The organism is Rathayibacter sp. AY1F3 (assembly GCF_002931975.1).
Lineage (GTDB): Bacteria > Actinomycetota > Actinomycetes > Actinomycetales > Microbacteriaceae > Rathayibacter.
This window is the reverse complement of the sequence record NZ_PSVF01000001.1, coordinates 321,535-341,999: the sequence shown is the minus strand read 5'-3', so window position 1 is coordinate 341,999 and position 20,465 is coordinate 321,535. Positions and strand designations below refer to the sequence as shown.

The window sequence follows — 20,465 nt, the reverse complement described above, 5'->3', positions numbered from 1 at the left end:
ATGCCGATCGAGGACGCGCGGGCGGTGGCCGGGGCGCGGGTGATCGGCGTTCGGGCGAAGGTGACGGTGGTCACATCCGTTCGCCGTACGATTCGGTGCGCGCGGCCGGGGGCCTCATGCACGTGCGCCAGATGGTCGGGACGGATCCTCGACGGTCAGAGTCCTAGGGGACAAGGGGCGTTCTACGACGCGGGGGAGCGCAGTCGCTGCGCTCGCACCATCCCACTCTAGTGGATGCCGATCCATCCGCGCATCGCGGCCTGCACGCGGGAGCCGTCGCGGTCGCTCAGCTTGGTCCCGACGAAGTCGCCGGCCCAGTCCGAGGTCTGCACGCGGAAGGCCGGCTCCGGGTCGCGCAGGGTCTTCAGGATGACGGCGGCGACGTCGGACGGGTCCTGCGCGTGGGTCGAGGAGAAGGACGACGCGGCGCGGTCGAGGTAGGCGCCGAGCGCCGGCGCGTAGGGGCCGGCCTGCGCGAGCATCGCCGCCGCGTCGATGCCGACGTTCTCGACGAAGCTGCTGCGGACCGCTCCCGGCTCGATCAGCGACACGTGGACGCCGACGGAGGCGGCGACGGGGGCGAGCGCCTCGAAGAACCCCTCGACCGCGAACTTCGCCGCGCAGTAGTCCTCGTTGAACGGCTGCCCGATCGCGCCGCCGACGCTCGAGACGGTGACGATGCGGCCGCGGGACGAGCGCAGCATCGGCATCGCGGCGCGGGTGACCGCGACGGTGCCGAAGAAGTTGACCTCCATCACGCGGCGCAGCTCCTCCGGATCCTCCAGCTCGAGGGTGCCGAGGTGGCCGGCTCCGGCGTTGTTCACGAGGGCGTCGAGACCGCCGAGCTCCTCCTCCACGGCGCGGAGGCAGCCGGCGACGGAGTCCGCGTCGGTCACGTCGAGCGCCCGCAGGTCGAGCTCGACGCGGGCCTCGGCGGCGGCGGCGCGCAGGCCCTCCGCCCGCTCCGGATCCCGCACGGTGGCGACCACCCGCCAGCCCGCGCGCGCGGCCTCGATCGCGGTGGCGCGGCCGATGCCGGTGGAGGTTCCGGTGACGAGGAGGACGGGACGGGGCATGCGGCTTTCCTGCTTTCCGGCGCACGACGGCGCCGCCCGGAGGCTATCGGCCGCCCCTCCGAGAACGTCCAGGGTCGGCGTCAGCCCCGGTAGCGCTCGCCGACCGGCACCTCGACCGGCAGCCGGTTGCCCGCCTGGGCGAGCGGGCAGGCCCAGGCCGGGTCGTAGGCGCAGGAGGGGTTGTAGGCGAAGTTGAAGTCGAGGACCAGCGTCCCCGGGGCGGAGCCCGGACCGAGGTCGGCGCCCTTCACGGTGTCCAGGAGGTAGCGGCCGCCGCCGTAGGTGCCGCCGGGTGTCCCCGCGAGGGCGTCCTTGACCGGCAGGAACAGGCCTCCGCCGTAGGACGCGAGGCGCCAGACGTCGAGGCTGCCGGCGTCCGGCACCTCGACCGTGCCGATCAGCTCGAAGGGGACGGTGCCGTCGGTGCCGGTCTCCACGTCCATCCGCCGCGCCTCCTCGGCCGGGGCCACCTCGAGCTCGAAGCGCCAGGCCGCGTCGTAGGGCGCGATCGGCAGCGAGCGGAAGTGCGCGCGGTCGGCCGGGAGGAGGGGGGTGGAGGGGTGCTGCGCGAAGAGCGCGTTGCGCCCGCGGATCCAGGACGCGTGCGCGGCGAGCAGGTCCACGTTCGAGAGCCGGCGCACCTCCGCGTAGAGGGCCTGGACGTGGCGGCGCCAGTCCGACACCTCGACCGCGGTCGTGAGGCGGCGGCGGGGCGAGACGCCGTCGTCGTCCTGCTCCTCCTCGTCGGCGGAGGGCCACTGGAGGCGCAGGAGCTCCGAGCGCGACAGCTCGGTCTCCTCCTCGGCGACGCCGTCGGGGCTCATGCGGCGGACTCCCCGCGCGGGCGGGTGTCGGCACCGAGATCGTGGCGCCAGGACGGGGCGAGGGAGCGGATGCGGATGCCGCGCCACTGCCAGAACGCCCACATCGACGGCCAGAGCGCGGCCGAGGCGAGGCCCGCCGAGAACTCGAGGCGGTCGCGGAAGAGCGTGCGCCCGTCGGGGAGCGGGGCGACGGCCATGCGGTGGTCCCACGCGGTGATCAGGCGGAGGGAGCCGGTGAGGGGCCCGCCGCTGTCGCGCAGGATCCGCACGTCGGGCATCGAGGGGACGCGGCGGTAGGAGAGGTCGATCTCCTGCGCGCCCATCGGCACGATCCCGAGGGCGTCCATCGCGACCTCGTGGGAGCCGAGCCCCCAGGTCGGGCGGAAGCCGCCCTCGTCCAGCGACGCGGCGGTCAGGAGCGGGGACATCACCTCCCGGAACACGGCCGGACTCTGCAGGGCGCGCCAGGCGGAGTCGGCGTCGGTGTCGAGCACGTGCTTGAGCATCACCTTCACGAGGGACATCCTCCTCCGCCCGCCCCTGCGCGGGAACCGGGTGCGCGCGGAGCCCCGGACGTGTATGCGCCTCCGGTGCTCGCTACCGTGTCAGGGTGACCGCTCCCGCCGCCTCCGTCGACCAGTCGACCTACCAGATCCGCTTCGAGTGGGGCGCCCGCGCTCTCCGCGTGCTCGCTCCCGCCCACGTCACGGTGCTCGTCGACGCTCTGCCCGGAGGCGAGGGCCCCGACCTCGGGGGTGTGGAGGGCCGCGTCGTCCGCGCGGGCCTGGCCGACCGCTCGGCCGTCGCCCGCTGGATCCTGGAGCGCCAGCACGAGAACGGCGGGCGCACCAGCGTCAACGTGATCGCCCTCGGCGACATCGATGACAGCGGAGCGGCGCGGTTCGCGATGGAGGACCAGCTGGCGGCCGGCGCCGTCGTCGACGCGCTCATCGGACTGGGCATCGACCACGTCTCGCCCGAGGCCGCGGTGGCCTGCGCGTCCTACGAGGGCCTGCGCCGGGCGTGCGCGCACCTGCTCACCGCGTCCGAGTCCGGCCGCCTGCTCGCCGCCGAGGGGCGGGCGGACGAGGTCCGCGCCGCCGCCCGGGTCGACACCGTCGACGAGGTGGCGGTCCTTCGCTGACCCGCCGCTCCGGCGGGCGCGGCCTCCGAGCGGTGCAGGGCGTCCGCGGAGCGCACAAGCCCCTGCGGATCCGAGCCGCCGCCTCGACCACTCGCCCGCCCCCGGCGTAGCGTTCGGCGGAGGCGGTCCCTCCGCCCCCCGCCCCGACCGAAAGCTGGCCCGCATGAAAGCCGTCCTCAACGACGTCGTCCTCGCCGACGCCCCCGACTCCGACCTGATCTCGATCGAGGGCAACTGGTACTTCCCGCCGTCGAGCATCGCCGAGGGCGTGCTCGTCGAGAGCCCCACGCCCTACACCTGCCCGTGGAAGGGCGAGTGCCAGTACTTCTCGGTGCAGACCGGCGACGGCCTGCAGAAGGACAAGGCCTGGTCGTACCCGCACCCCTACCCGACGGCGTTCGACCGCGTCGGCAAGGACTTCTCGGGCTACGTCGCCTTCGACCGCTCGGTCCGCGTCTCCGACTGACCCGTCCCGCCGCGGCGCCGCTCCCGGTGCCGCGGCGGTGCGTCAGCCGCGCGGGGTTGCGGCGCGCGCCCGATAGGCCCGGACCTTCGACCGGTTCCCGCAGCGCTGCATCGAGCACCAGCGGCGCGAGCCGGCGCGGGACGTGTCGAGGTAGAGCATCCGGCACTCCGGATCCGCGCAGCGCCGCAGCCGTCCGGTCGCGGCCGGGCCCAGCAGCGCCACGGCCTCGCGGGCGATGGACGCGAGCGCCTGCCTGCCCGCCGCATGGAGCCGTCCTGCCTGCCGCGACCCGCCGCTCAGCACCGGTGGGATGTCGGGCATCGCCGCGACCAGGTTGACCACGTCGACGTCGCGCGGGTCGAGCGCGGTGCCGGCCTCGGCCGCGACGGCCAGCCGGGCGATCGCGCCCCGGAGCATCAGCGCGTCGTCGAGGCGCGCGTCCCGGCTCTCGGGGCCGACCGCCTCGAAGCGCTCGGCGAGCCAGCCGGCCAGGGCGGCATCGGAGTCGAGGTGCTCGGCCGCTCCCGGAGGCAGTGCTCCCGTCGTGGCGAAGTCGAGTGCGAGGCTTCCGGAGTCGAACCACCAGCGCCGGCCGTCGGCCTCGGGGAGCCACTGCCCGGTGACCGGCGTGCGCCCGCCGTGCGGGGCCTCGTCCGCGGTCACGGCGCCGGGACCGGTCGGCGCCGCCACTGGATCGCGTTCGCGGGCTCGAACCGGCGCGCGCAGCGGCCGCAGGCCAGGGGCCGGGTGGGCCGGCGATGGCGGTAGAAGAGGTGTCCGCCCGGGCAGGTGCCGACCCACGGCGCGAGCTCGTCCGCGGTCGGGTTGCTGTGGGTGCGCGATCCCGTGTAGCCGAGCCGCGCCGCGATCCGCCGCCACTGCGGTCCGTGCCCGGCGTCGGGCCCCGCGAGCGCGTGAGCGACCTCGTGCAGGAGGGTCTGCCGGACCTCCTCGTCGCCCCAGCGGGCTGCGAGGTGGCGCGAGACCGTGATCCGGCGGCGCGTCCAGTGGCAGGCGCCGCCGCGGGTGCGCGCGTGGTCGAGCGCGAAGGACCAGGAGGGGTCGAGGTGCTCCTCGATCAGCGCGTCGGCCCAGCGGGCCACGTCCTCGAGGTCGGCCACCGGTGGCGCTGCCTAGGACTCGTCGCCGTCGGCGCGGCGGCGGCCGCGGGCGGTGCCGTCGGTGCGGGCTTCGCGGTCGGTCCCGTCCTGGAACTCGGAGGCGGCGGCGTAGCCCAGGCGCGCGACCTCGAGCTCCTCCTCGGGGACCCCGACGCGCTCGCCGAGGGCGGTCGCGGCGTCGAAGTCGCGCATCGCCCGGCCGTACTCGCCCAGCTCGAAGAAGGTGAGGCCGCGGTGCTTGAGCGCGAAGGAGTGCTCGAGGTGCCACTCGTGCGTGCGCGCCTCCTCGACGCAGAGCGCGAGCTCCGAGAGGGCCTCGTCGGTGCGGCCCCGCAGCTGCATGAGGCGGGCGCGGCGGACACGGGCGGTGAGCAGCTCGGCGCGGTCGCCGGAGAAGCGGGTGCGGCGGACGGCCTCGTTCGCGAGGTCCCACGCCTCGTCGACGCGCCCGAGCAGGCGCAGCAGCTCCGCCTTCTCGGTGAGCGCGGCGAGGCTGCGCAGCGCGCCGATCTCCTCCAGGCGCTCCTGGGCGGCGTCGACGTCGATCTCCTCGTGGAGGGTCGCGGGGTCGTGGCGGATGATGATGCTCAGGGCGATGCTTCCTCGTGGAGTGCGGATCCGGATCGTCGCGCGCGGCGGACGAGAGGACGGTCGGGGTCGCTGACCCCGGCGTCGAGTGTACCGGCGGGTCCCCGGACGGCGCCCCGACGCGCGGCCCGGGTCAGCCCCGTCGCACCTGGAAGACGCTCCGCGCCGGCAGCGGCGACGGGGTGGCGGTCTCGTCCGTGACGACGAGGGCGCCGGCGATGAAGTTCTCGAGCTCCCGCCCCTGCACCAGCTTGGAGGGCGCGGGGTCGGAGGCGAGGCGCCGCGGCAGGCCGTCGAGCGGCAGCGGATCGGCCGAGGCGAGCATCACCACGTTCCCGAAGCGCTTGGCCTTGAGCATCTGGGTGTCGGTCATGATCGCGGTGTGCGCGAAGACGGAGGCGAGCGTCGCGGCCTGGGCGCGGGCGAAGGCGAGCGCGCCGCCGTCGGCCACGTTCACCGCGACCAGGCCGCCGGGGGCGAGCAGCGGCGCGATCGCCCCGTAGAACTCGGCGCTGGTCACGTGCGCGGGAGTGCGCGCGCCCGAGAAGATGTCGACGACGACCACGTCGACCGTGCCGCGCAGCCCGGGCGGCAGCTTGCCGAGCACCTCGCGGGCGTCGCCCTGGCGGATGCGGATCTGCGCCCCGCGGGGGAGCGGGAGCGCCTCGCGCACCAGCTCGACCAGAGCGCCCTCGATCTCGACGACCTGCTGGCGCGAGCCCGGCCGGGTCGCGGCGACGTAGCGGGGGAGGGTCAGCGCTCCGGCGCCCAGGTGGAGCGCCGTGACGCTCTCGCCCTCGGGGGCGACGAGGTCGATCGCGTGGCCGATCCGGCGGACGTACTCGAACGAGAGGTGCGTCGGATCCGCGAGGTCGACGTGCGACTGCGGAGTGCCGTCGACGACCAGGGTCGCCGCCTCGGGCGAGTGGCGGTCGGGCTCGATCCGCGCGGTGTACCCGCTGGCGAGCACGGCGCGGGGGTGCTCGGAGTCGTCTCCGCGTCGGCGGCCGGTGCGTTCCTGCATCCGACCAGTCTGCCGCGGCGGCGGGACGGCGGGGCTCCGCGCCCGGCCCGGTCGGATCGATCCGGCAGGCCGTGGCCTCGTATACCGGACCCCGCGGGGCGGCGCAAGCATCCGCACTTGCGCGGCGTGGCGCGATGCGGCTATATTCGTACTTTGCGCTCCCGAGTACCCATGCCCTCATATCGCGGTCGGCAGGTCACCGGAACCCGGCATCAGATGGTGGATGCCGTTGCCACACTCTAGCCCCGCCCCCAAGACCGAGTCGCCTCGGTCCGCACGGCGTGCAGGCAGGGGTGGCGGCCCGTCCGGCGGGAGCCCACTCCACACATCCCACAGATTGAGACCCGCGAGGGTCTACGGAGGTTCCTTCCTTGGCTGCTGCGTCCACCGCGACCACCACCTCACCCAAGAACGGACGCGGAGCTTCGCGTCTCTCGTTCGCCAAGATCAGCGACACCCTGACCGTTCCGGATCTGCTCGCGCTGCAGACCGAGAGCTTCGACTGGCTCGTCGGCTCGGAGGCGTGGAAGACCCGCGTCGCCGAGGCGAAGGCCGCCGGCCGGGAGGACCTCCCCGCCAACTCCGGCCTCGACGAGATCTTCGAGGAGATCTCCCCGATCGAGGACCTCAGCGAGACGATGCAGCTGAGCTTCACGAACCCGTACCTCGAGCCCGAGAAGTACACGATCGAGGAGTGCAAGGAGCGCGGCAAGACCTACGCCGCTCCGCTGTACGTCGAGGCCGAGTTCATGAACCACCTCACGGGTGAGATCAAGACCCAGACGGTCTTCATGGGCGACTTCCCGCTGATGACCGAGAAGGGCACGTTCATCATCAACGGCACCGAGCGTGTCGTCGTGTCCCAGCTCGTGCGCAGCCCCGGCGTCTACTTCGAGCGCCAGCAGGAGAAGACGTCCGACAAGGACATCTACTCCGCCCGCGTCATCCCGAGCCGCGGCGCCTGGCTCGAGTTCGAGATCGACAAGCGCGACCAGGTCGGCGTGCGCATCGACCGCAAGCGCAAGCAGTCGGTCACCGTGTTCCTCAAGGCCCTCGGCCTGACGAGCGAGGAGATCCTCGAGCAGTTCGCCGGCTACGAGTCGATCGAGCTGACCCTCGAGAAGGACAACATCCTCACCAAGGAGGACGCCCTCCGCGACATCTACCGCAAGCTCCGTCCGGGCGAGCAGGTCGCCGCCGAGGCCGCCCGCGCGCTGCTGGACAACTTCTACTTCAACTCCAAGCGCTACGACCTCGCGAAGGTCGGCCGCTACAAGATCAACCGCAAGCTCGGCATCGACAAGGCGCTGTCCGACTCGGTGCTCACGGTCGAGGACATCATCGCGACCATCAAGTACCTGGTCGCCCTGCACGACGGCCGCACCGCCCTCCCCGGCGTGCGCGACGGCGAGCCGGTCGAGCTGCGTCTCGACGTCGACGACATCGACCACTTCGGCAACCGCCGCATCCGCGCGGTCGGCGAGCTGATCCAGAACCAGGTCCGCACCGGACTGTCCCGCATGGAGCGCGTCGTCCGCGAGCGCATGACCACGCAGGACATCGAGGCGATCACCCCGCAGACCCTGATCAACGTGCGCCCCGTCGTCGCCGCGATCAAGGAGTTCTTCGGGACCAGCCAGCTGTCGCAGTTCATGGACCAGAACAACCCGCTCGCGGGTCTGACCCACAAGCGCCGCCTGTCGGCGCTCGGCCCCGGCGGACTCTCCCGTGAGCGCGCCGGCGTCGAGGTCCGCGACGTCCACCCCTCGCACTACGGCCGCATGTGCCCGATCGAGACCCCGGAAGGCCCGAACATCGGCCTGATCGGATCGCTCGCGTCCTTCGCGCGCATCAACTCCTTCGGATTCATCGAGACCCCGTACCGCAAGGTCGTCGACGGCACCGTCACCTCGCAGATCGACTACCTCACCGCGTCCGAGGAGGACGAGTACCTGGTCGCCCAGGCGAACGCCCCCCTCACGAAGGACTTCCGCTTCGCGGAGGGCAAGGTCCTCGTCCGCCCCAAGGGCGGAGAGGTCGAGCTCGTCGACGCCGAGCGCGTCCACTACATGGACGTCTCGCCGCGCCAGATGGTCTCGGTCGCGACCTCGCTGATCCCGTTCCTCGAGCACGACGACGCGAACCGCGCGCTCATGGGCGCGAACATGCAGCGTCAGGCCGTCCCGCTGCTGCGCAGCGAGTCGCCCGTCGTCGGAACCGGCATGGAGGGCTTCGCGGCCATCGACGCCGGCGACGTCATCACCGCCGACAAGGCCGGTGTCGTCCAGGAGGTCTCCGCCGACTCCGTCACCGTCCAGCTGGACGAGGGCGGCATGCAGACCTACTTCCTCCGCAAGTTCGACCGCTCCAACCAGGGCACCTCGTACAACAACCGCGTGGTCGTCTCGGCCGGCGAGCGCATCGAGGTCGGCGAGGTCGTCGCCGACGGCCCCGCCACCGAGAACGGCGAGCTCGCGCTGGGCAAGAACCTGCTCGTCGCGTTCATGCCGTGGGAGGGCCACAACTTCGAGGACGCGATCATCCTCAGCCAGAACCTGGTGAAGGACGACGTCCTCTCCTCGATCCACATCGAGGAGTACGAGGTCGACGCCCGCGACACCAAGCTCGGCAAGGAGGAGATCACCCGCGACCTCCCCAACGTCAGCCCGGAGCTCCTGGCCGACCTGGACGAGCGCGGCATCATCCGCATCGGCGCCGAGGTCCGCCCCGGCGACATCCTCGTCGGCAAGGTCACGCCCAAGGGCGAGACCGAGCTCTCGGCCGAGGAGCGCCTGCTCCGCGCGATCTTCAACGAGAAGAGCCGCGAGGTCCGCGACACGTCGCTGAAGGTGCCCCACGGCGAGCAGGGCACGATCATCGGCGTCAAGGTGTTCGACGCGCAGGACGGCGACGACGAGCTCGGCTCGGGCGTCAACCAGCGCGTGGTCGTCTACATCGCCCAGAAGCGCAAGATCACCGAGGGCGACAAGCTCGCCGGCCGCCACGGCAACAAGGGCGTCATCTCGAAGATCCTGCCGGTCGAGGACATGCCGTTCCTCGCCGACGGCACCCCGGTCGACATCGTCCTCAACCCGCTCGGCGTCCCCGGCCGCATGAACTTCGGCCAGGTCCTCGAGATCCACCTCGGGTGGATCGCGAAGCAGGGCTGGAAGGTCGAGGGCCAGCCGGAGTGGGCCGCGCGCCTGCCCGAGCACGCCCGCGAGGCGGCGCCCGGCACCAAGGTCGCGACCCCCGTCTTCGACGGTGCGGCGGAGGAGGAGCTCGCAGGGCTCCTCGACTCCACCACCCCGACGCGCGACGGAGAGCGCCTGATCGGCTCGTCCGGCAAGACGCAGCTGTTCGACGGCCGCTCCGGGGAGCCCTTCCCGGACCCGGTCTCGGTCGGCTACATGTACATCCTGAAGCTGCACCACCTCGTCGACGACAAGATCCACGCGCGCTCGACGGGCCCGTACTCGATGATCACCCAGCAGCCGCTCGGTGGTAAGGCGCAGTTCGGCGGACAGCGCTTCGGCGAGATGGAGGTGTGGGCCCTCGAGGCCTACGGCGCCGCCTACGCCCTCCAGGAGCTCCTCACCATCAAGTCGGACGACATCCTCGGCCGCGTGAAGGTGTACGAGGCCATCGTCAAGGGCGAGAACATCCAGGAGCCCGGCATCCCGGAGTCCTTCAAGGTCCTCATCAAGGAGATGCAGTCCCTGTGCCTGAACGTCGAGGTCCTCTCGGCCGACGGCACCGCGGTCAGCCTGCGCGACACGGATGACGAGGTCTACCGCGCCGCGGAAGAGCTCGGCATCAACATCTCCTCCCGGTTCGAGTCGTCCTCCGTCGACGACATCTGATCCGCGCCAGCATCTGACGACCTCCCGTCTCTGACGAGACACCCTGTTTTCCGACAAGGAGAAAACATTGCTCGACGTAACCACTTTCGATGAGCTGCGCATCGGCCTCGCAACGGCCGATGACATCCGTCGCTGGTCGCACGGTGAAGTGAAGAAGCCCGAGACCATCAACTACCGCACCCTGAAGCCCGAGAAGGACGGCCTGTTCGGCGAGCAGATCTTCGGACCCTCTCGCGACTGGGAGTGCTCCTGCGGCAAGTACAAGCGAGTCCGCTTCAAGGGCATCGTCTGCGAGCGCTGCGGCGTCGAGGTCACCAAGTCCTCGGTCCGCCGCGAGCGGATGGGCCACATCGAGCTCGCCGCCCCCGTCACCCACATCTGGTACTTCAAGGGCGTCCCCTCGCGCCTCGGATACCTGCTGGACATGGCGCCGAAGGACCTCGAGAAGGTCATCTACTTCGCGGCGTACATGATCATCGACGTGGACGACGACGGCCGTCACGCCGACATGCCCGGCCTCGAGAACGAGCTCCGGCTCGAGATCAAGACCCTCTCGGACCAGCGCGACTCCCGCATCGCGGACCGTCTGGCGCGCCTGGAGACCGACCTCGCCGCCCTGGAGGCGGAGGGCGCCAAGAGCGACCAGAAGCGCCGCACCAAGGACGGCGCCGAGAAGGAGATGGGCCAGATCCGCAAGTCCTTCGACGAGGACATCGCGCGGCTCGAGAGCGTGTGGGAGCAGTTCCGCACCCTCAAGGTCGGCGACCTCAAGCCCGAGGACGCGGTCTTCAACGAGCTCGTCGACCGGTACGGCGTCTACTTCGAGGCCTACATGGGCGCCGAGGCGATCAAGAAGCGCCTCGAGCAGTTCGACCTCCAGGCCGAGGCCGAGACGCTGCACCTGCAGATCGCCGAGGGCAAGGGTCAGAAGAAGATCCGCGCCATCAAGCGCCTGCGCGTCGTCAACTCGTTCCTCGCCACCGGCAACTCGCCGGCCGCGATGGTCCTCGACGTCGTCCCGGTCATCCCGCCGGAGCTGCGCCCGATGGTGCAGCTCGACGGAGGCCGGTTCGCGACCAGCGACCTGAACGACCTCTACCGTCGCGTGATCAACCGCAACAACCGACTCCGCCGCCTGCTCGACCTCGGTGCCCCCGAGATCATCGTGAACAACGAGAAGCGCATGCTCCAGGAGGCGGTCGACGCCCTCTTCGACAACGGCCGCCGCGGCCGCCCCGTCACCGGAACCGGCAACCGCGCCCTCAAGTCCCTGAGCGACATGCTCAAGGGAAAGCAGGGTCGCTTCCGCCAGAACCTGCTGGGCAAGCGCGTCGACTACTCGGGACGCTCGGTCATCATCGTCGGCCCGCAGCTCAAGCTGCACCAGTGCGGTCTGCCCAAGCAGATGGCGCTGGAGCTGTTCAAGCCGTTCGTGATCAAGCGCCTGATCGACCTGTCGCACGCGCAGAACATCAAGGCCGCCAAGCGCATGGTGGAGCGCTCGCGCCCGCAGGTGTGGGACGTGCTCGAGGAGATCATCCGCGAGCGCCCCGTCCTGCTGAACCGTGCGCCCACGCTGCACCGTCTCGGCATCCAGGCCTTCGAGCCCCAGCTGGTCGAGGGCAAGGCGATCCAGCTGCACCCGCTCGTCTGCGCCGCGTTCAACGCGGACTTCGACGGCGACCAGATGGCCGTCCACCTGCCGCTGTCCGTCGAGGCCCAGGCCGAGGCGCGCATCCTGATGCTCGCGTCGAACAACATCCTCAAGCCCTCGGACGGCCGTCCGGTCACCCTGCCCACGCAGGACATGATCATCGGCCTCCACCACCTGACGACGATCCGCGAGGGCGCCGCCGGCGAGGGCCGCGCGTTCTCCTCCGTCTCGGAGGCGATCCTCGCGAAGGACCAGGGCTCGCTGCACTTGAACTCGAAGGTCAGGATCCGCATGTCGGACGTGTACTTCGCGCAGGGTCAGGCACCCGAGGGCGTCGAGATCGACGAGAACGGCAAGGTCACCGCGCCGGTCCTTCTCGAGACCACGCTCGGCCGCGCCCTCTTCAACGAGGCGCTGCCGGTCGACTACCCCTACTTCGAGCAGGTCGCCGACAAGACGACCATCTCCGGGATCGTCAACGACCTCGCGGAGCGCTACCCGAAGGTGGAGGTCGCCGCCTCCCTCGACCGGATCAAGGACGCCGGCTTCTACTGGGCCACCCGCTCGGGTGTCACCGTGGCGCTGTCCGACATCCTCACGCCTCCGTCGAAGCCCGAGATCATCGCGGGCTACGAGAAGAAGGCCGCGAAGGTCGAGTCCGAGTACGACAAGGGTCTGACCACTCAGGCCGAGCGCCGCCAGGAGCTCGTGAAGATCTGGACCGAGGCGACCGACGAGGTCGCCAAGGCCATGCGCGCGAACTTCCCGACGGACAACACCATCAACCGCATGGTCACCTCCGGTGCCCGAGGCAACTGGCTGCAGGTGCGCAACATCGCCGGCATGCGAGGCCTGGTGAACAACCCGAAGGGCGAGATCATCGCCCGACCGATCATCTCCTCGTACCGCGAGGGCCTGTCGGTCGCCGAGTACTTCATCGCCACGCACGGTGCCCGCAAGGGCCTGGCCGACACCGCGCTCCGCACCGCGGACTCGGGCTACCTGACGCGTCGACTCGTCGACGTCTCGCAGGACGTCATCATCCGCGAGGAGGACTGCGGCACCTCGAAGGGCCTCGACCTGCCGATCATGCTCCAGGACGCCACCGGCGCCTGGATCAAGGACTCCAACGTCGAGAACTCCGTCTACGCCCGTTCGCTCGCCACCCCGGCGTCGAACGAGGCCGGCGAGCTCGTCGCCGAGGCCGGCGAGGACGTGGGCGACGTGCTCATCGAGAAGCTGGTCGGAGCGGGCGTGCGCCACATCAAGGTGCGCTCCGTCCTGACCTGCGAGTCCGCCGTCGGCGTCTGCGCGGCCTGCTACGGCCGCTCGCTCGCCACCGGCAAGCTCGTCGACATCGGAGAGGCCGTCGGCATCATCGCGGCCCAGTCGATCGGCGAGCCCGGCACGCAGCTCACGATGCGCACCTTCCACACCGGTGGATCGGCCTCGGCCGACGACATCACGCAGGGTCTTCCCCGCGTGCAGGAGCTCTTCGAGGCCCGCACCCCCAAGGGCGCGTCGCCGATCGCGGAGGCCGCCGGCCGGATCACCATCGAGGACACCGACCGTGCCCGCCGCGTCATCCTCCAGCCGGACAACGGCGACGAGGCGGTCATCTACCCGGTGCTCAAGCGCTCGCAGCTCCTCATCGAGGACGGCCAGCACGTCGAGCTCGGGCAGCAGCTGCACGTCGGAACGGTCGACCCCAAGGAGGTCCTGCGCGTGCTGGGCGTCCGCGAGGTCCAGAAGCACCTGGTGGGCGGCGTCCAGGGCGTCTACCGCTCGCAGGGTGTGCCGATCCACGACAAGCACATCGAGGTCATCGTGCGTCAGATGCTCCGCAAGGTCACCGTGGTCGACCACGGCGACACGGAGCTGCTGCCGGGCGAGCTCGTCGACCGCTCGCGCTACAGCGAGGTCAACCGTGCGGCTCTGACCGAGGGCAAGCGGACCGCGTCCGCCCGCCAGGAGGTCATGGGCATCACCAAGGCCTCGCTCGCGACCGAGTCGTGGCTGTCGGCCGCGTCCTTCCAGGAGACCACCCGCGTCCTCACGCAGGCGGCCATGGAGGGCAAGCGCGACCCGCTGATGGGCCTGAAGGAGAACGTGATCATCGGAAAGCTGATCCCGGCGGGAACCGGTCTGCCCAAGTACCGGAACGTGTCGGTCGAGGCGACCGAGGAGGCGAAGGCCGAGCGGTACCCCAACCGCATCTTCGCCGACGACGCCGCGTTCAGCGACGCCGACCTCTCGTTCGTCGACTTCGACTCGTTCTCGAGCGACGGCTACGAGCCGGGCAACTACAGCTGATCCAGGTGAGCTGAACGATCGAAGGCCCCGTCGGGACACCGGCGGGGCCTTCGTCGTCCCCGGCCCGCGGTCACCCGCACGGGGGGCCGCCCGTTCGCGACGAGCGGCCCTCCCCGCAGGAGCGGGGTGATTGACTCGATGAGTGCTCGTCGGGTCGAGCCTGTACCCGTTCCCCGTCCTGGTCGCGGCACGTGAGGAAACGCGCGGATGAGACTCGTGATCGTCGTGCTGGCCGCACTGCTCGTGGTGGTCGGCGTCGTCATGGTGCCCGCGGGGCGGGCGGAGGCGGCCGAGGCGGTCGCTCCCTCGTCCTGCGGCGTCGCGGAGCTGGCTCCCGTGCTCGCGGGCGACGACGTCCGGCCGCGCTCCGCCGCCGCGCTGGTCCCCATCGTGATGCTGCACGGCTGGCTGGGCACGGCGACGCACGACGCCGACCGCACAGGGGCCTTCTCCCATCTCGTGGACATGGTGTCGTCGGAGTCGGCGACCGCTCCGCTCGACGCTCCCGCGCCGTCCCTCCTCGGCCGGCTGCAGCAGATCGACGGCGCCGCGGTCTACACCTTCGACTACCGCCGGCTCGCTGCGCGCTGGGTCACCGACCCGGGCATCAGCGACGCGCTCGCCTCCTCGATCGCCTGCCTCGTCTCCGCGACCGGGCACCGCGCCGTCGTCGTCGCGCACTCGATGGGAGGGCTCGCCGCCCGCCAGGCGCTGAGCGGCTCGGTCGACGGGACCGCCGTCGCCTCGATGGTCTCGTCCGTCCTCACCTTCGGCACCCCGAACACGGGATCCGACGTCGCGGAGCGCCTCGGACGGATGGTCGACGACTCCGGTCAGGTCAGCCCCGCGGTGATCGCAGGACTGGACCCGCAGAGCCGGCTGAGCGTCTCGGCGATGCTCGCCTCCTGCGGGGACGCCGTCTCGGAGGACGCCGAGCACGCGGGGGAGTGCACGGGAGTGCCGATGATCGACGCCCTCGCCTCGGCGGCGGGCAAGGGACTGCGGACGGGGTCGACCGAGCTCGGCTCCCTGCCGCACTGGCCCGCCGGTGTCCACGTGACGGCGCTGGTGGGTGACATCCAGGTGACCGCCGCGGTGGCGCTCGGCCTGGCCAGCGCCCCGGTCGACCTCGGCGACATCATGGTCGCGACCGGATCGGCGACGGCCGGAGTCGACGACTACGTGGTCTCGACCTGCCGCTACACCTACCTCGCCGCAGCGGACGTGCCGTCCCTCGTCGCCGAGCTCTCGCCGTTCGCGCGGCTCGGCGACGCTCTGCGCTTCGCGAAGCTCGTGGTCGACGTCGACGCGAGCCCGTGCCACCACGCGCGGCTGACCCGGAACGTCGACCTCGTCGAGCACGCCACCGGCGTCGTGTCGGACGTCGTCGCGGGCGAGCTGTCCGCTCCGCACGCCTCTCGAGCGCAGACCGCGGCGAGGCCGCTCCCGGCGGCGGAGGAGTCGCGGAGGCGGTCCTCGTGACCGGTCGGCGGACACCGCCGAGGAGACATCATGTCGCGTCAGTTGACGGACGTCTGTCGGGAAGCATACGGTCGGACCGGCCCATGGGGAGGCCGCCTGGGGGACAGGCAGCGCGGCCCGCGCGGCACCCGAGCCGCATGCGCGGGCCGCGCCCGTCTCCGATCTCCTCTCACGTTCCGCGCTCCCTCCGGGTACGCTCGGCTGGACAGCAGATGTCGGAGACGTCCTCCGTGCATCCCGGCGCCGGAGGCCTGATGAGCGACGACCCCCTCGATGCGGAGGAGTCGGCGCGTCCTCCCCGCCTGACCCGCGAGCAGGTCCGCACCCGCCTGCTGGACGCCGCTCTCGCGGTCGTCCGCGCCGAGGGCCTGCGCGTCGGAGTCGCCCACCTGCCCCTCGAGGACGTCATTCGCTCGGCGGGTGTTCCGCGCAGCACCGTGTACCGGATCTGGCCCACCCGCCAGTCGTTCTACGACGAGCTGATCGCCGCGATCCCGGAGCGGGTCCTCGCCACCCGCCTCGACCAGCCGTCCCTGCGGGCCGGGAACTCCCACCTCCACCGCAGCCTCGACCCCGAGCCGACCCCGGCGCAGCGCCGCGAGGCCCTGATCGCCTCCGTCCGGGTCGCCGTCGACGCGAACGTCGACAACGTCTTCTCGTCGCAGCACTGGCGCAACTTCATCGCTCTCGCCGGCGCGGTCGGCTCGCACGAGGAGCCGGCGCGGACCGCCATCGGATCCGCTCTGCGCGCCCGCCAGCTGCACTTCATCGACAACATGGCGAAGTACTACGAGCACACCCTCGCCGAGGCGGGGCTCCGGTTGCGCCCGGACCGCGGCTCCGCCGCTCTCGCCTCCGCCGTCTCGGCCCTGATCGAGGGGCTGTGCATCGCGCGGATCGCGGCACCGGAGCTGGTGACCGGCCCGCTCGACCCGGCCGATCCCGAGGGGCCGTCACTGGCGGTGGTGTCGGTGCTGCTGCTGATCGACGGGTTCACCGAACCGGACGAGTGATCCGGGTCGCGAGGTCCGCTCAGTCCTCCGCGACCGGCTCCAGCATCCCGTCGACGATCGAGCGGATCGTCCAGGCCGCCAGGGTCCACTCGACCGGCTCGCCGTCGAGGCCGGGGGCGGTCACCGGAGCGTCGAGGTCGTCGTCGAGGAGCCGGCCGCGGTGGGCGAGCCCGTCGATCACGATCGCGGTGAGGTGGGCGAGCTGGAGCGTCGTGAATCCCGGGCGCATCGTCCCGCCGAAGACCTGCAGCGTCTCCTCGTAGAAGTCGCGCATCCGGCGCGTGAGCATGCCCTCGATCCGCTTCGCCGTGGCGCGCACGGCGTCGCGTGCAGGCCCCTCCTCCATCGAGAAGGTGCAGGCGAGCAGCGCGTTGTACGACGACCAGTCGGCGGAGCGGCGGAGCGACTCGGCATTGGCCCGCGCGCCGATGCGGATGGTCTCCCAGGCGACCCGGCGGCGGCCGGCGGCCGTGGAGAGCAGATCGGTGGAGCGCTCGTAGACCTCGCGCATCTCCTGCTGGGCCTCGGGATCGGCGCCCTCCGCGTACCGGTCCCGCACGAAGACCTCGCCGACCAGGTCGGCCACGAACTCCTCACGCGTGCTCCAGATCCGGTAGACGGAGCTGCGCGGCACGCCGGCCAGGCGGATGTACTCCTCCATGGGCAGGTGCGCGAAGCTCACCGTGAGGCCGTGGTTCGAGACGACGTCGCGCGCCGTGGCGATCATGCGGCTGCGGACCTGCTCCGCGGGGATCCTCCGGGCCCGCCGGGAGCCCTCTGCGCTGTCGTCCATGGAGAGGGACACTAGCCGGAGACGGTGCCGCGGGTGGTCCTCCACGCGCTCCGTGAGCCGATCCGGAGCGCTCTGGGGGCGTCCTCCCACTGAGACGGAATGTCCCATCACGTGCACGACGACGTCGCGGACCGCTACGGTGCAGCCGGGGCGGACCCGAACCTGCCCCTGCTAGGGGACCCCCGTGACCGGATTCGATCGGTTCACGCTGGCCGTCGTCGACGGACCAGCGATCGAGCGCGCCGCGCTGCAGGCGCTGCTCGCGCAGCTGCTGCCGCAGTTCTCGCACGACGAGGAGGGCGTCGACCGCATCGCGGTCCTCGACCTGGACGGCGTGCCCGGCGAGGAGGTGGCCGACACCCTCGAGCGTGCGGCGGCCCGGACCGTCGGCCTCGTCGTGCTCTCCTCCTCCGACTCCCTGGAGCCGGTGCGGGCCGTGCTGCGACGGGAGAGGGCGGCCTACGTCTGGAAGGGCGACGACCCCAGCGAGCTCGCGGCGGCGGTCGTCTCGGTCGCCTCCGGCCGGACCTGGATCTCGGACACCGCCCGCCACCGGCTCGTGCACGGGCGCGAGGAGCGCCGCCCGGTGCTGAGCCCGCAGGAGAGCCGTGTGATGCGCGCCTACGGAGCGGGTGCCGCGGTCCGCACCGTCGCGGTCGACCTCAGCGTCGCCGAGCACACCGTCCGCACCTACATCAAGCGGATCCGCGCCAAGTACCTCGAGACCGGCGTCACCCTCGACTCACGGGTCGACTTCTACCGCCACCTCGGCGACCACGACGTCGCCATCCGCCGCGGCGGAGACCGGGTGCGGGCCGGCGCGCAGCAGGCGGCCGGCGACGTGGTCGGCGAGCGCCGAGCCTGAGGCGAGCAGGATCGCGTTCCCGCCGGTGCGCCCCTCGACGAAGGCCGTCGATCCGACCGCTGCGGTGACCGGGAGCAGCTCCCGGACGACCCCGCGCAGGCGGTCCAGCCTCCGGTGGTCGGCGTCGTCGGCGACGTTGACCGCGAGGAGCCCGTCGGCGCCGACGCGGGCGGCGAGCGGAGCGAGGACGGACGCGCGGTAGAACGCCTCCGGGATCTCGGCCCCGTCGTAGACGTCGAGCACGACGAGGTCGGCGCTCCAGGGCGGCAGGGGCCCTGCGGCGTCGGCCGTGAGGAACCGGACGCGCGCGCCGCGGGGGAGCGGCGCGTGCTCGAGCACGAACTCCACGAGTCCCGCCGCGCTCTCCACCGCGAGCTGCTCGGAGCCCGGCCGGGTCGCGGCGACATACCGGGCCAGGGCCAGGGCTCCGGCTCCGAGGTGCAGCACGCGCAGCGGCTCACCGGGAGGGGCGGCGGCGTCGACCACCGCGCCGAGGCGCGCGAGGTACTCGAGGTGCAGAGCCCGGGGATCACCCGGATCGATCAGCGACTGCTCCGCGCCGTCGACCGTGAGCAGCAGCGCCTCCGGCCGCACGGGATCCGGCCCCAGCGCGGCTGTGCGGCCTCCCGGCAGCAGGAGGGACGGAGGCATCCCGTCACGCTAGCGCTCCTCGCGCGATCCGCCCCGCCGCCGCTACGGTGACAGGCATGGCCGCCCTGATCCTGCTCGACGTCGACGGCGTCCTGAACCCCTCCGTCCGCAGCGATCGCGCCTCGGGCTCGCACCGCCTGGAGCTCGAGCCGGAGCGGGCGGCGCTCGTCGCCCGCCTGGCCGCGGTCGGCACGATCGTGTGGGCCACGACCTGGCCGCCGCGCTTGACGCGGGTCCTCGCCCAGGACCTCGGGCTGCCGGCGGGCACGGAGGCGATCGTCTTCGACGGCGGCCTCCCGCGCGACCCGCGGTTCCCGGGCCGGACGGGCAAGCTCCAGCCCGTCGCGGTGTGGCTGGAGGCGGCCGCCGAGCGCGGCGCGATCGACGCCGTGGTGTGGATCGACGACAACCTCCACGAGGACGCCTACGACTGGGCCCGCGAGCAGAGCACCCCCTTCCACCTGGTGCGTCCGGAGTCGGCGGCGGGCCTCACGAGCGACGAGGTCGCCGGTGCCGAGCACTTCCTGGCCGGACTCCCGGCGTCACACGGCGACATCCGGGAATAGGGCCGCCCCCTCCACTGGTTATCGTCACTCCGGGCGGTTCCGCCGAGCAGCGGTCCGCCCCGGGACGACCCGTCCCCTCGTCGATCCCCGCGCCGCATCCGGCGCAGCGGGACCGCCACGACTCCGTGATGCACCGAAGGACAACACCGTGACCCTCTCCGCCCGCACCTCCCTGCGCGTCCTGCTCGGCACGACCGCCGCCGCCGCCGCCCTGGTCCTCGCCGGCTGCGCGCCCGCCTCGACCGACGACGTGGTCTCCGGCTCGAGCGGCGAGGGCACCGCCTCCGCGAGCTCGGGCCTGACCCTGGCCGAGGTCGAGGAGTCGGGGAAGCTCACCATCGGCACCGAGGGCACCTACCCGCCCTTCTCCTTCCACGCCGACGGCGGGACCGGAGCTCTCACCGGCTACGACGTCGACGTGATCACCGCCGTGGCCGAGAAGCTGGGCGTCGAGCCCGACTTCCAGGAGACGCAGTGGGACGCCATGTTCGCGGGCCTGGACGGAGCGCGCTTCGACGTGATCGCGAACCAGGTCTCGATCAACGACGAGCGCGAGGCGAAGTACGACTTCTCGGAGCCGTACTCGGTCAGCCCCGGCGTCGTGATCGTCCCCTCGAGCGACACCTCGATCACCGACCTCGCCGGCCTCTCCGGCAAGACCACCGCGCAGTCGCTCTCGAGCAACTGGTACACCGTCGCGCAGGAGAACGGCGCCGAGGTCGAGGGCGTCGAGGGCTGGGCGCAGGCCATCGCCCTCGTCGAGCAGGGCCGCGTCGACGCGACCGTGAACGACCGCCTCACCTGGCTCGACTGGTCCACGACCTACCCCGACCAGGCCGCGGGCCTCAAGGTCGCCGTCACCACCGACGACACCTCCGAGAGCGCCTTCACCTTCCCGAAGGGCTCGGACGACCTCGTCGAGGCCGTCGACTCCGCCCTCGACGAGCTGCGCGAGGACGGCACCCTCGCCTCCATCTCCGAGCGCTACTTCGGAGCCGACGTCTCCCAGTAGCCCCACCCCG

17 protein-coding genes are annotated in these 20,465 nt (G+C 71.9%); 9 read left to right on the top strand and 8 right to left on the bottom strand.

What is annotated here, in order from left to right:
• Positions 1-227: 227 nt before the first annotated feature.
• From C5C39_RS01700 to C5C39_RS01690, 3 genes are all read right to left on the bottom strand, one after another.
• Entirely contained in the window at positions 228-1,076 is an 849-nt protein-coding gene (locus C5C39_RS01700) for an SDR family oxidoreductase (RefSeq protein ID WP_104269391.1), read from the bottom strand.
• Between the two features lie 80 nt (positions 1,077-1,156).
• Positions 1,157-1,900 carry a DUF1684 domain-containing protein gene (locus C5C39_RS01695; protein ID WP_104260906.1) on the bottom strand — a complete coding sequence of 248 codons (744 nt, stop codon included), beginning with the start codon at positions 1,898-1,900 and terminating at the stop codon, positions 1,157-1,159.
• Positions 1,897-2,424 carry a hypothetical protein gene (locus tag C5C39_RS01690; RefSeq protein ID WP_244248113.1) on the bottom strand — a complete coding sequence of 176 codons (528 nt, stop codon included), beginning with the start codon at positions 2,422-2,424 and terminating at the stop codon, positions 1,897-1,899. The genes C5C39_RS01695 and C5C39_RS01690 overlap by 4 nt, the downstream gene beginning before the upstream one ends.
• Positions 2,425-2,510: 86 nt before the next feature.
• Between C5C39_RS01690 and C5C39_RS01685 the strand changes: the two genes are divergently transcribed.
• Both C5C39_RS01685 and C5C39_RS01680 read left to right on the top strand, forming a co-directional pair.
• A complete protein-coding gene (locus tag C5C39_RS01685) occupies positions 2,511-3,044 on the top strand; it encodes a 2-phosphosulfolactate phosphatase (protein ID WP_104352477.1) in 534 nt (177 codons plus the stop codon).
• 163 nt (positions 3,045-3,207) lie between these two features.
• A complete protein-coding gene (locus C5C39_RS01680) occupies positions 3,208-3,510 on the top strand; it encodes a DUF427 domain-containing protein (protein ID WP_104224584.1) in 303 nt (100 codons plus the stop codon).
• Positions 3,511-3,552: 42 nt separating this feature from the next.
• Here C5C39_RS01680 and C5C39_RS01675 read toward each other — a convergent pair whose 3' ends face one another.
• The 4 genes from C5C39_RS01675 to C5C39_RS01660 form a co-directional block, all read right to left on the bottom strand.
• The gene (locus C5C39_RS01675; protein ID WP_104352490.1) at positions 3,553-4,173 is read right to left on the bottom strand and encodes a CGNR zinc finger domain-containing protein; all 621 of its coding nucleotides are present in this window, start codon (positions 4,171-4,173) and stop codon (positions 3,553-3,555) included.
• On the bottom strand, positions 4,170-4,631 hold the full coding sequence (locus C5C39_RS01670) for a SprT-like domain-containing protein (RefSeq protein WP_104352476.1): 462 nt from the start codon (positions 4,629-4,631) through the stop codon (positions 4,170-4,172). The genes C5C39_RS01675 and C5C39_RS01670 overlap by 4 nt, the downstream gene beginning before the upstream one ends.
• A 12-nt stretch (positions 4,632-4,643) precedes the next feature.
• On the bottom strand, positions 4,644-4,973 hold the full coding sequence (locus C5C39_RS17355; RefSeq protein ID WP_181027192.1) for a hypothetical protein: 330 nt from the start codon (positions 4,971-4,973) through the stop codon (positions 4,644-4,646).
• Between the two features lie 379 nt (positions 4,974-5,352).
• Positions 5,353-6,243, bottom strand: coding sequence for a spermidine synthase (locus tag C5C39_RS01660; protein ID WP_104238078.1), 891 nt, complete (start codon positions 6,241-6,243; stop codon positions 5,353-5,355).
• A gap of 371 nt (positions 6,244-6,614) precedes the next feature.
• On the opposite strand from C5C39_RS01660, the gene rpoB reads away from it, so the two are divergent.
• From rpoB to C5C39_RS01640, 4 genes are all read left to right on the top strand, one after another.
• A complete protein-coding gene (rpoB, locus tag C5C39_RS01655) occupies positions 6,615-10,106 on the top strand; it encodes a DNA-directed RNA polymerase subunit beta (protein WP_104352475.1) in 3,492 nt (1,163 codons plus the stop codon).
• A gap of 67 nt (positions 10,107-10,173) precedes the next feature.
• Positions 10,174-14,073, top strand: a complete 3,900-nt coding sequence (locus tag C5C39_RS01650; RefSeq protein ID WP_104224580.1) for a DNA-directed RNA polymerase subunit beta' — start codon at positions 10,174-10,176, stop codon at positions 14,071-14,073.
• Positions 14,074-14,280: 207 nt separating this feature from the next.
• Complete coding sequence (locus C5C39_RS01645) at positions 14,281-15,555, top strand: triacylglycerol lipase (RefSeq protein WP_104352474.1); 1,275 nt, start codon at positions 14,281-14,283, stop codon at positions 15,553-15,555.
• Between the two features lie 254 nt (positions 15,556-15,809).
• A complete protein-coding gene (locus tag C5C39_RS01640; RefSeq protein ID WP_146082149.1) occupies positions 15,810-16,568 on the top strand; it encodes a TetR/AcrR family transcriptional regulator in 759 nt (252 codons plus the stop codon).
• A 19-nt stretch (positions 16,569-16,587) separates the two neighbouring features.
• On the opposite strand, the gene C5C39_RS01635 is transcribed toward C5C39_RS01640, so the two are convergent.
• A complete protein-coding gene (locus C5C39_RS01635; RefSeq protein ID WP_146076607.1) occupies positions 16,588-17,361 on the bottom strand; it encodes a hypothetical protein in 774 nt (257 codons plus the stop codon).
• Between the two features lie 184 nt (positions 17,362-17,545).
• Between C5C39_RS01635 and C5C39_RS01630 the strand changes: the two genes are divergently transcribed.
• The 3 genes from C5C39_RS01630 (at position 17,546) to C5C39_RS01620 (ending at position 20,455) form a co-directional block, all read left to right on the top strand.
• On the top strand, positions 17,546-18,226 hold the full coding sequence (locus C5C39_RS01630) for a LuxR C-terminal-related transcriptional regulator (RefSeq protein WP_104255699.1): 681 nt from the start codon (positions 17,546-17,548) through the stop codon (positions 18,224-18,226).
• 707 nt (positions 18,227-18,933) lie between these two features.
• On the top strand, positions 18,934-19,443 hold the full coding sequence (locus C5C39_RS01625) for an HAD domain-containing protein (RefSeq protein WP_104233923.1): 510 nt from the start codon (positions 18,934-18,936) through the stop codon (positions 19,441-19,443).
• 148 nt (positions 19,444-19,591) lie between these two features.
• The gene (locus tag C5C39_RS01620) at positions 19,592-20,455 is read left to right on the top strand and encodes an amino acid ABC transporter substrate-binding protein (RefSeq protein WP_374953606.1); all 864 of its coding nucleotides are present in this window, start codon (positions 19,592-19,594) and stop codon (positions 20,453-20,455) included.
• The last annotated feature ends 10 nt before the right edge of the window (positions 20,456-20,465 follow it).

What these genes read in the sequence shown, in the direction of transcription:
- C5C39_RS01680 (WP_104224584.1), top strand. Translation starts at nt 3,208, where the DNA reads ATGAAAGCCGTCCTCAACGACGTCGTCCTCGCCGACGCCCCCGACTCC.
- C5C39_RS01625 (WP_104233923.1), top strand. Translation starts at nt 18,934, where the DNA reads ATGGCCGCCCTGATCCTGCTCGACGTCGACGGCGTCCTGAACCCCTCC.
- C5C39_RS01695 (WP_104260906.1), bottom strand. Translation starts at nt 1,900, where the DNA reads ATGAGCCCCGACGGCGTCGCCGAGGAGGAGACCGAGCTGTCGCGCTCG.
- C5C39_RS01690 (WP_244248113.1), bottom strand. Translation starts at nt 2,424, where the DNA reads ATGTCCCTCGTGAAGGTGATGCTCAAGCACGTGCTCGACACCGACGCC.
- C5C39_RS01700 (WP_104269391.1), bottom strand. Translation starts at nt 1,076, where the DNA reads ATGCCCCGTCCCGTCCTCCTCGTCACCGGAACCTCCACCGGCATCGGC.
- C5C39_RS01660 (WP_104238078.1), bottom strand. Translation starts at nt 6,243, where the DNA reads ATGCAGGAACGCACCGGCCGCCGACGCGGAGACGACTCCGAGCACCCC.
- C5C39_RS01635 (WP_146076607.1), bottom strand. Translation starts at nt 17,361, where the DNA reads ATGGACGACAGCGCAGAGGGCTCCCGGCGGGCCCGGAGGATCCCCGCG.
- C5C39_RS01640 (WP_146082149.1), top strand. Translation starts at nt 15,810, where the DNA reads ATGAGCGACGACCCCCTCGATGCGGAGGAGTCGGCGCGTCCTCCCCGC.
- C5C39_RS17355 (WP_181027192.1), bottom strand. Translation starts at nt 4,973, where the DNA reads ATGCAGCTGCGGGGCCGCACCGACGAGGCCCTCTCGGAGCTCGCGCTC.
- C5C39_RS01645 (WP_104352474.1), top strand. Translation starts at nt 14,281, where the DNA reads ATGAGACTCGTGATCGTCGTGCTGGCCGCACTGCTCGTGGTGGTCGGC.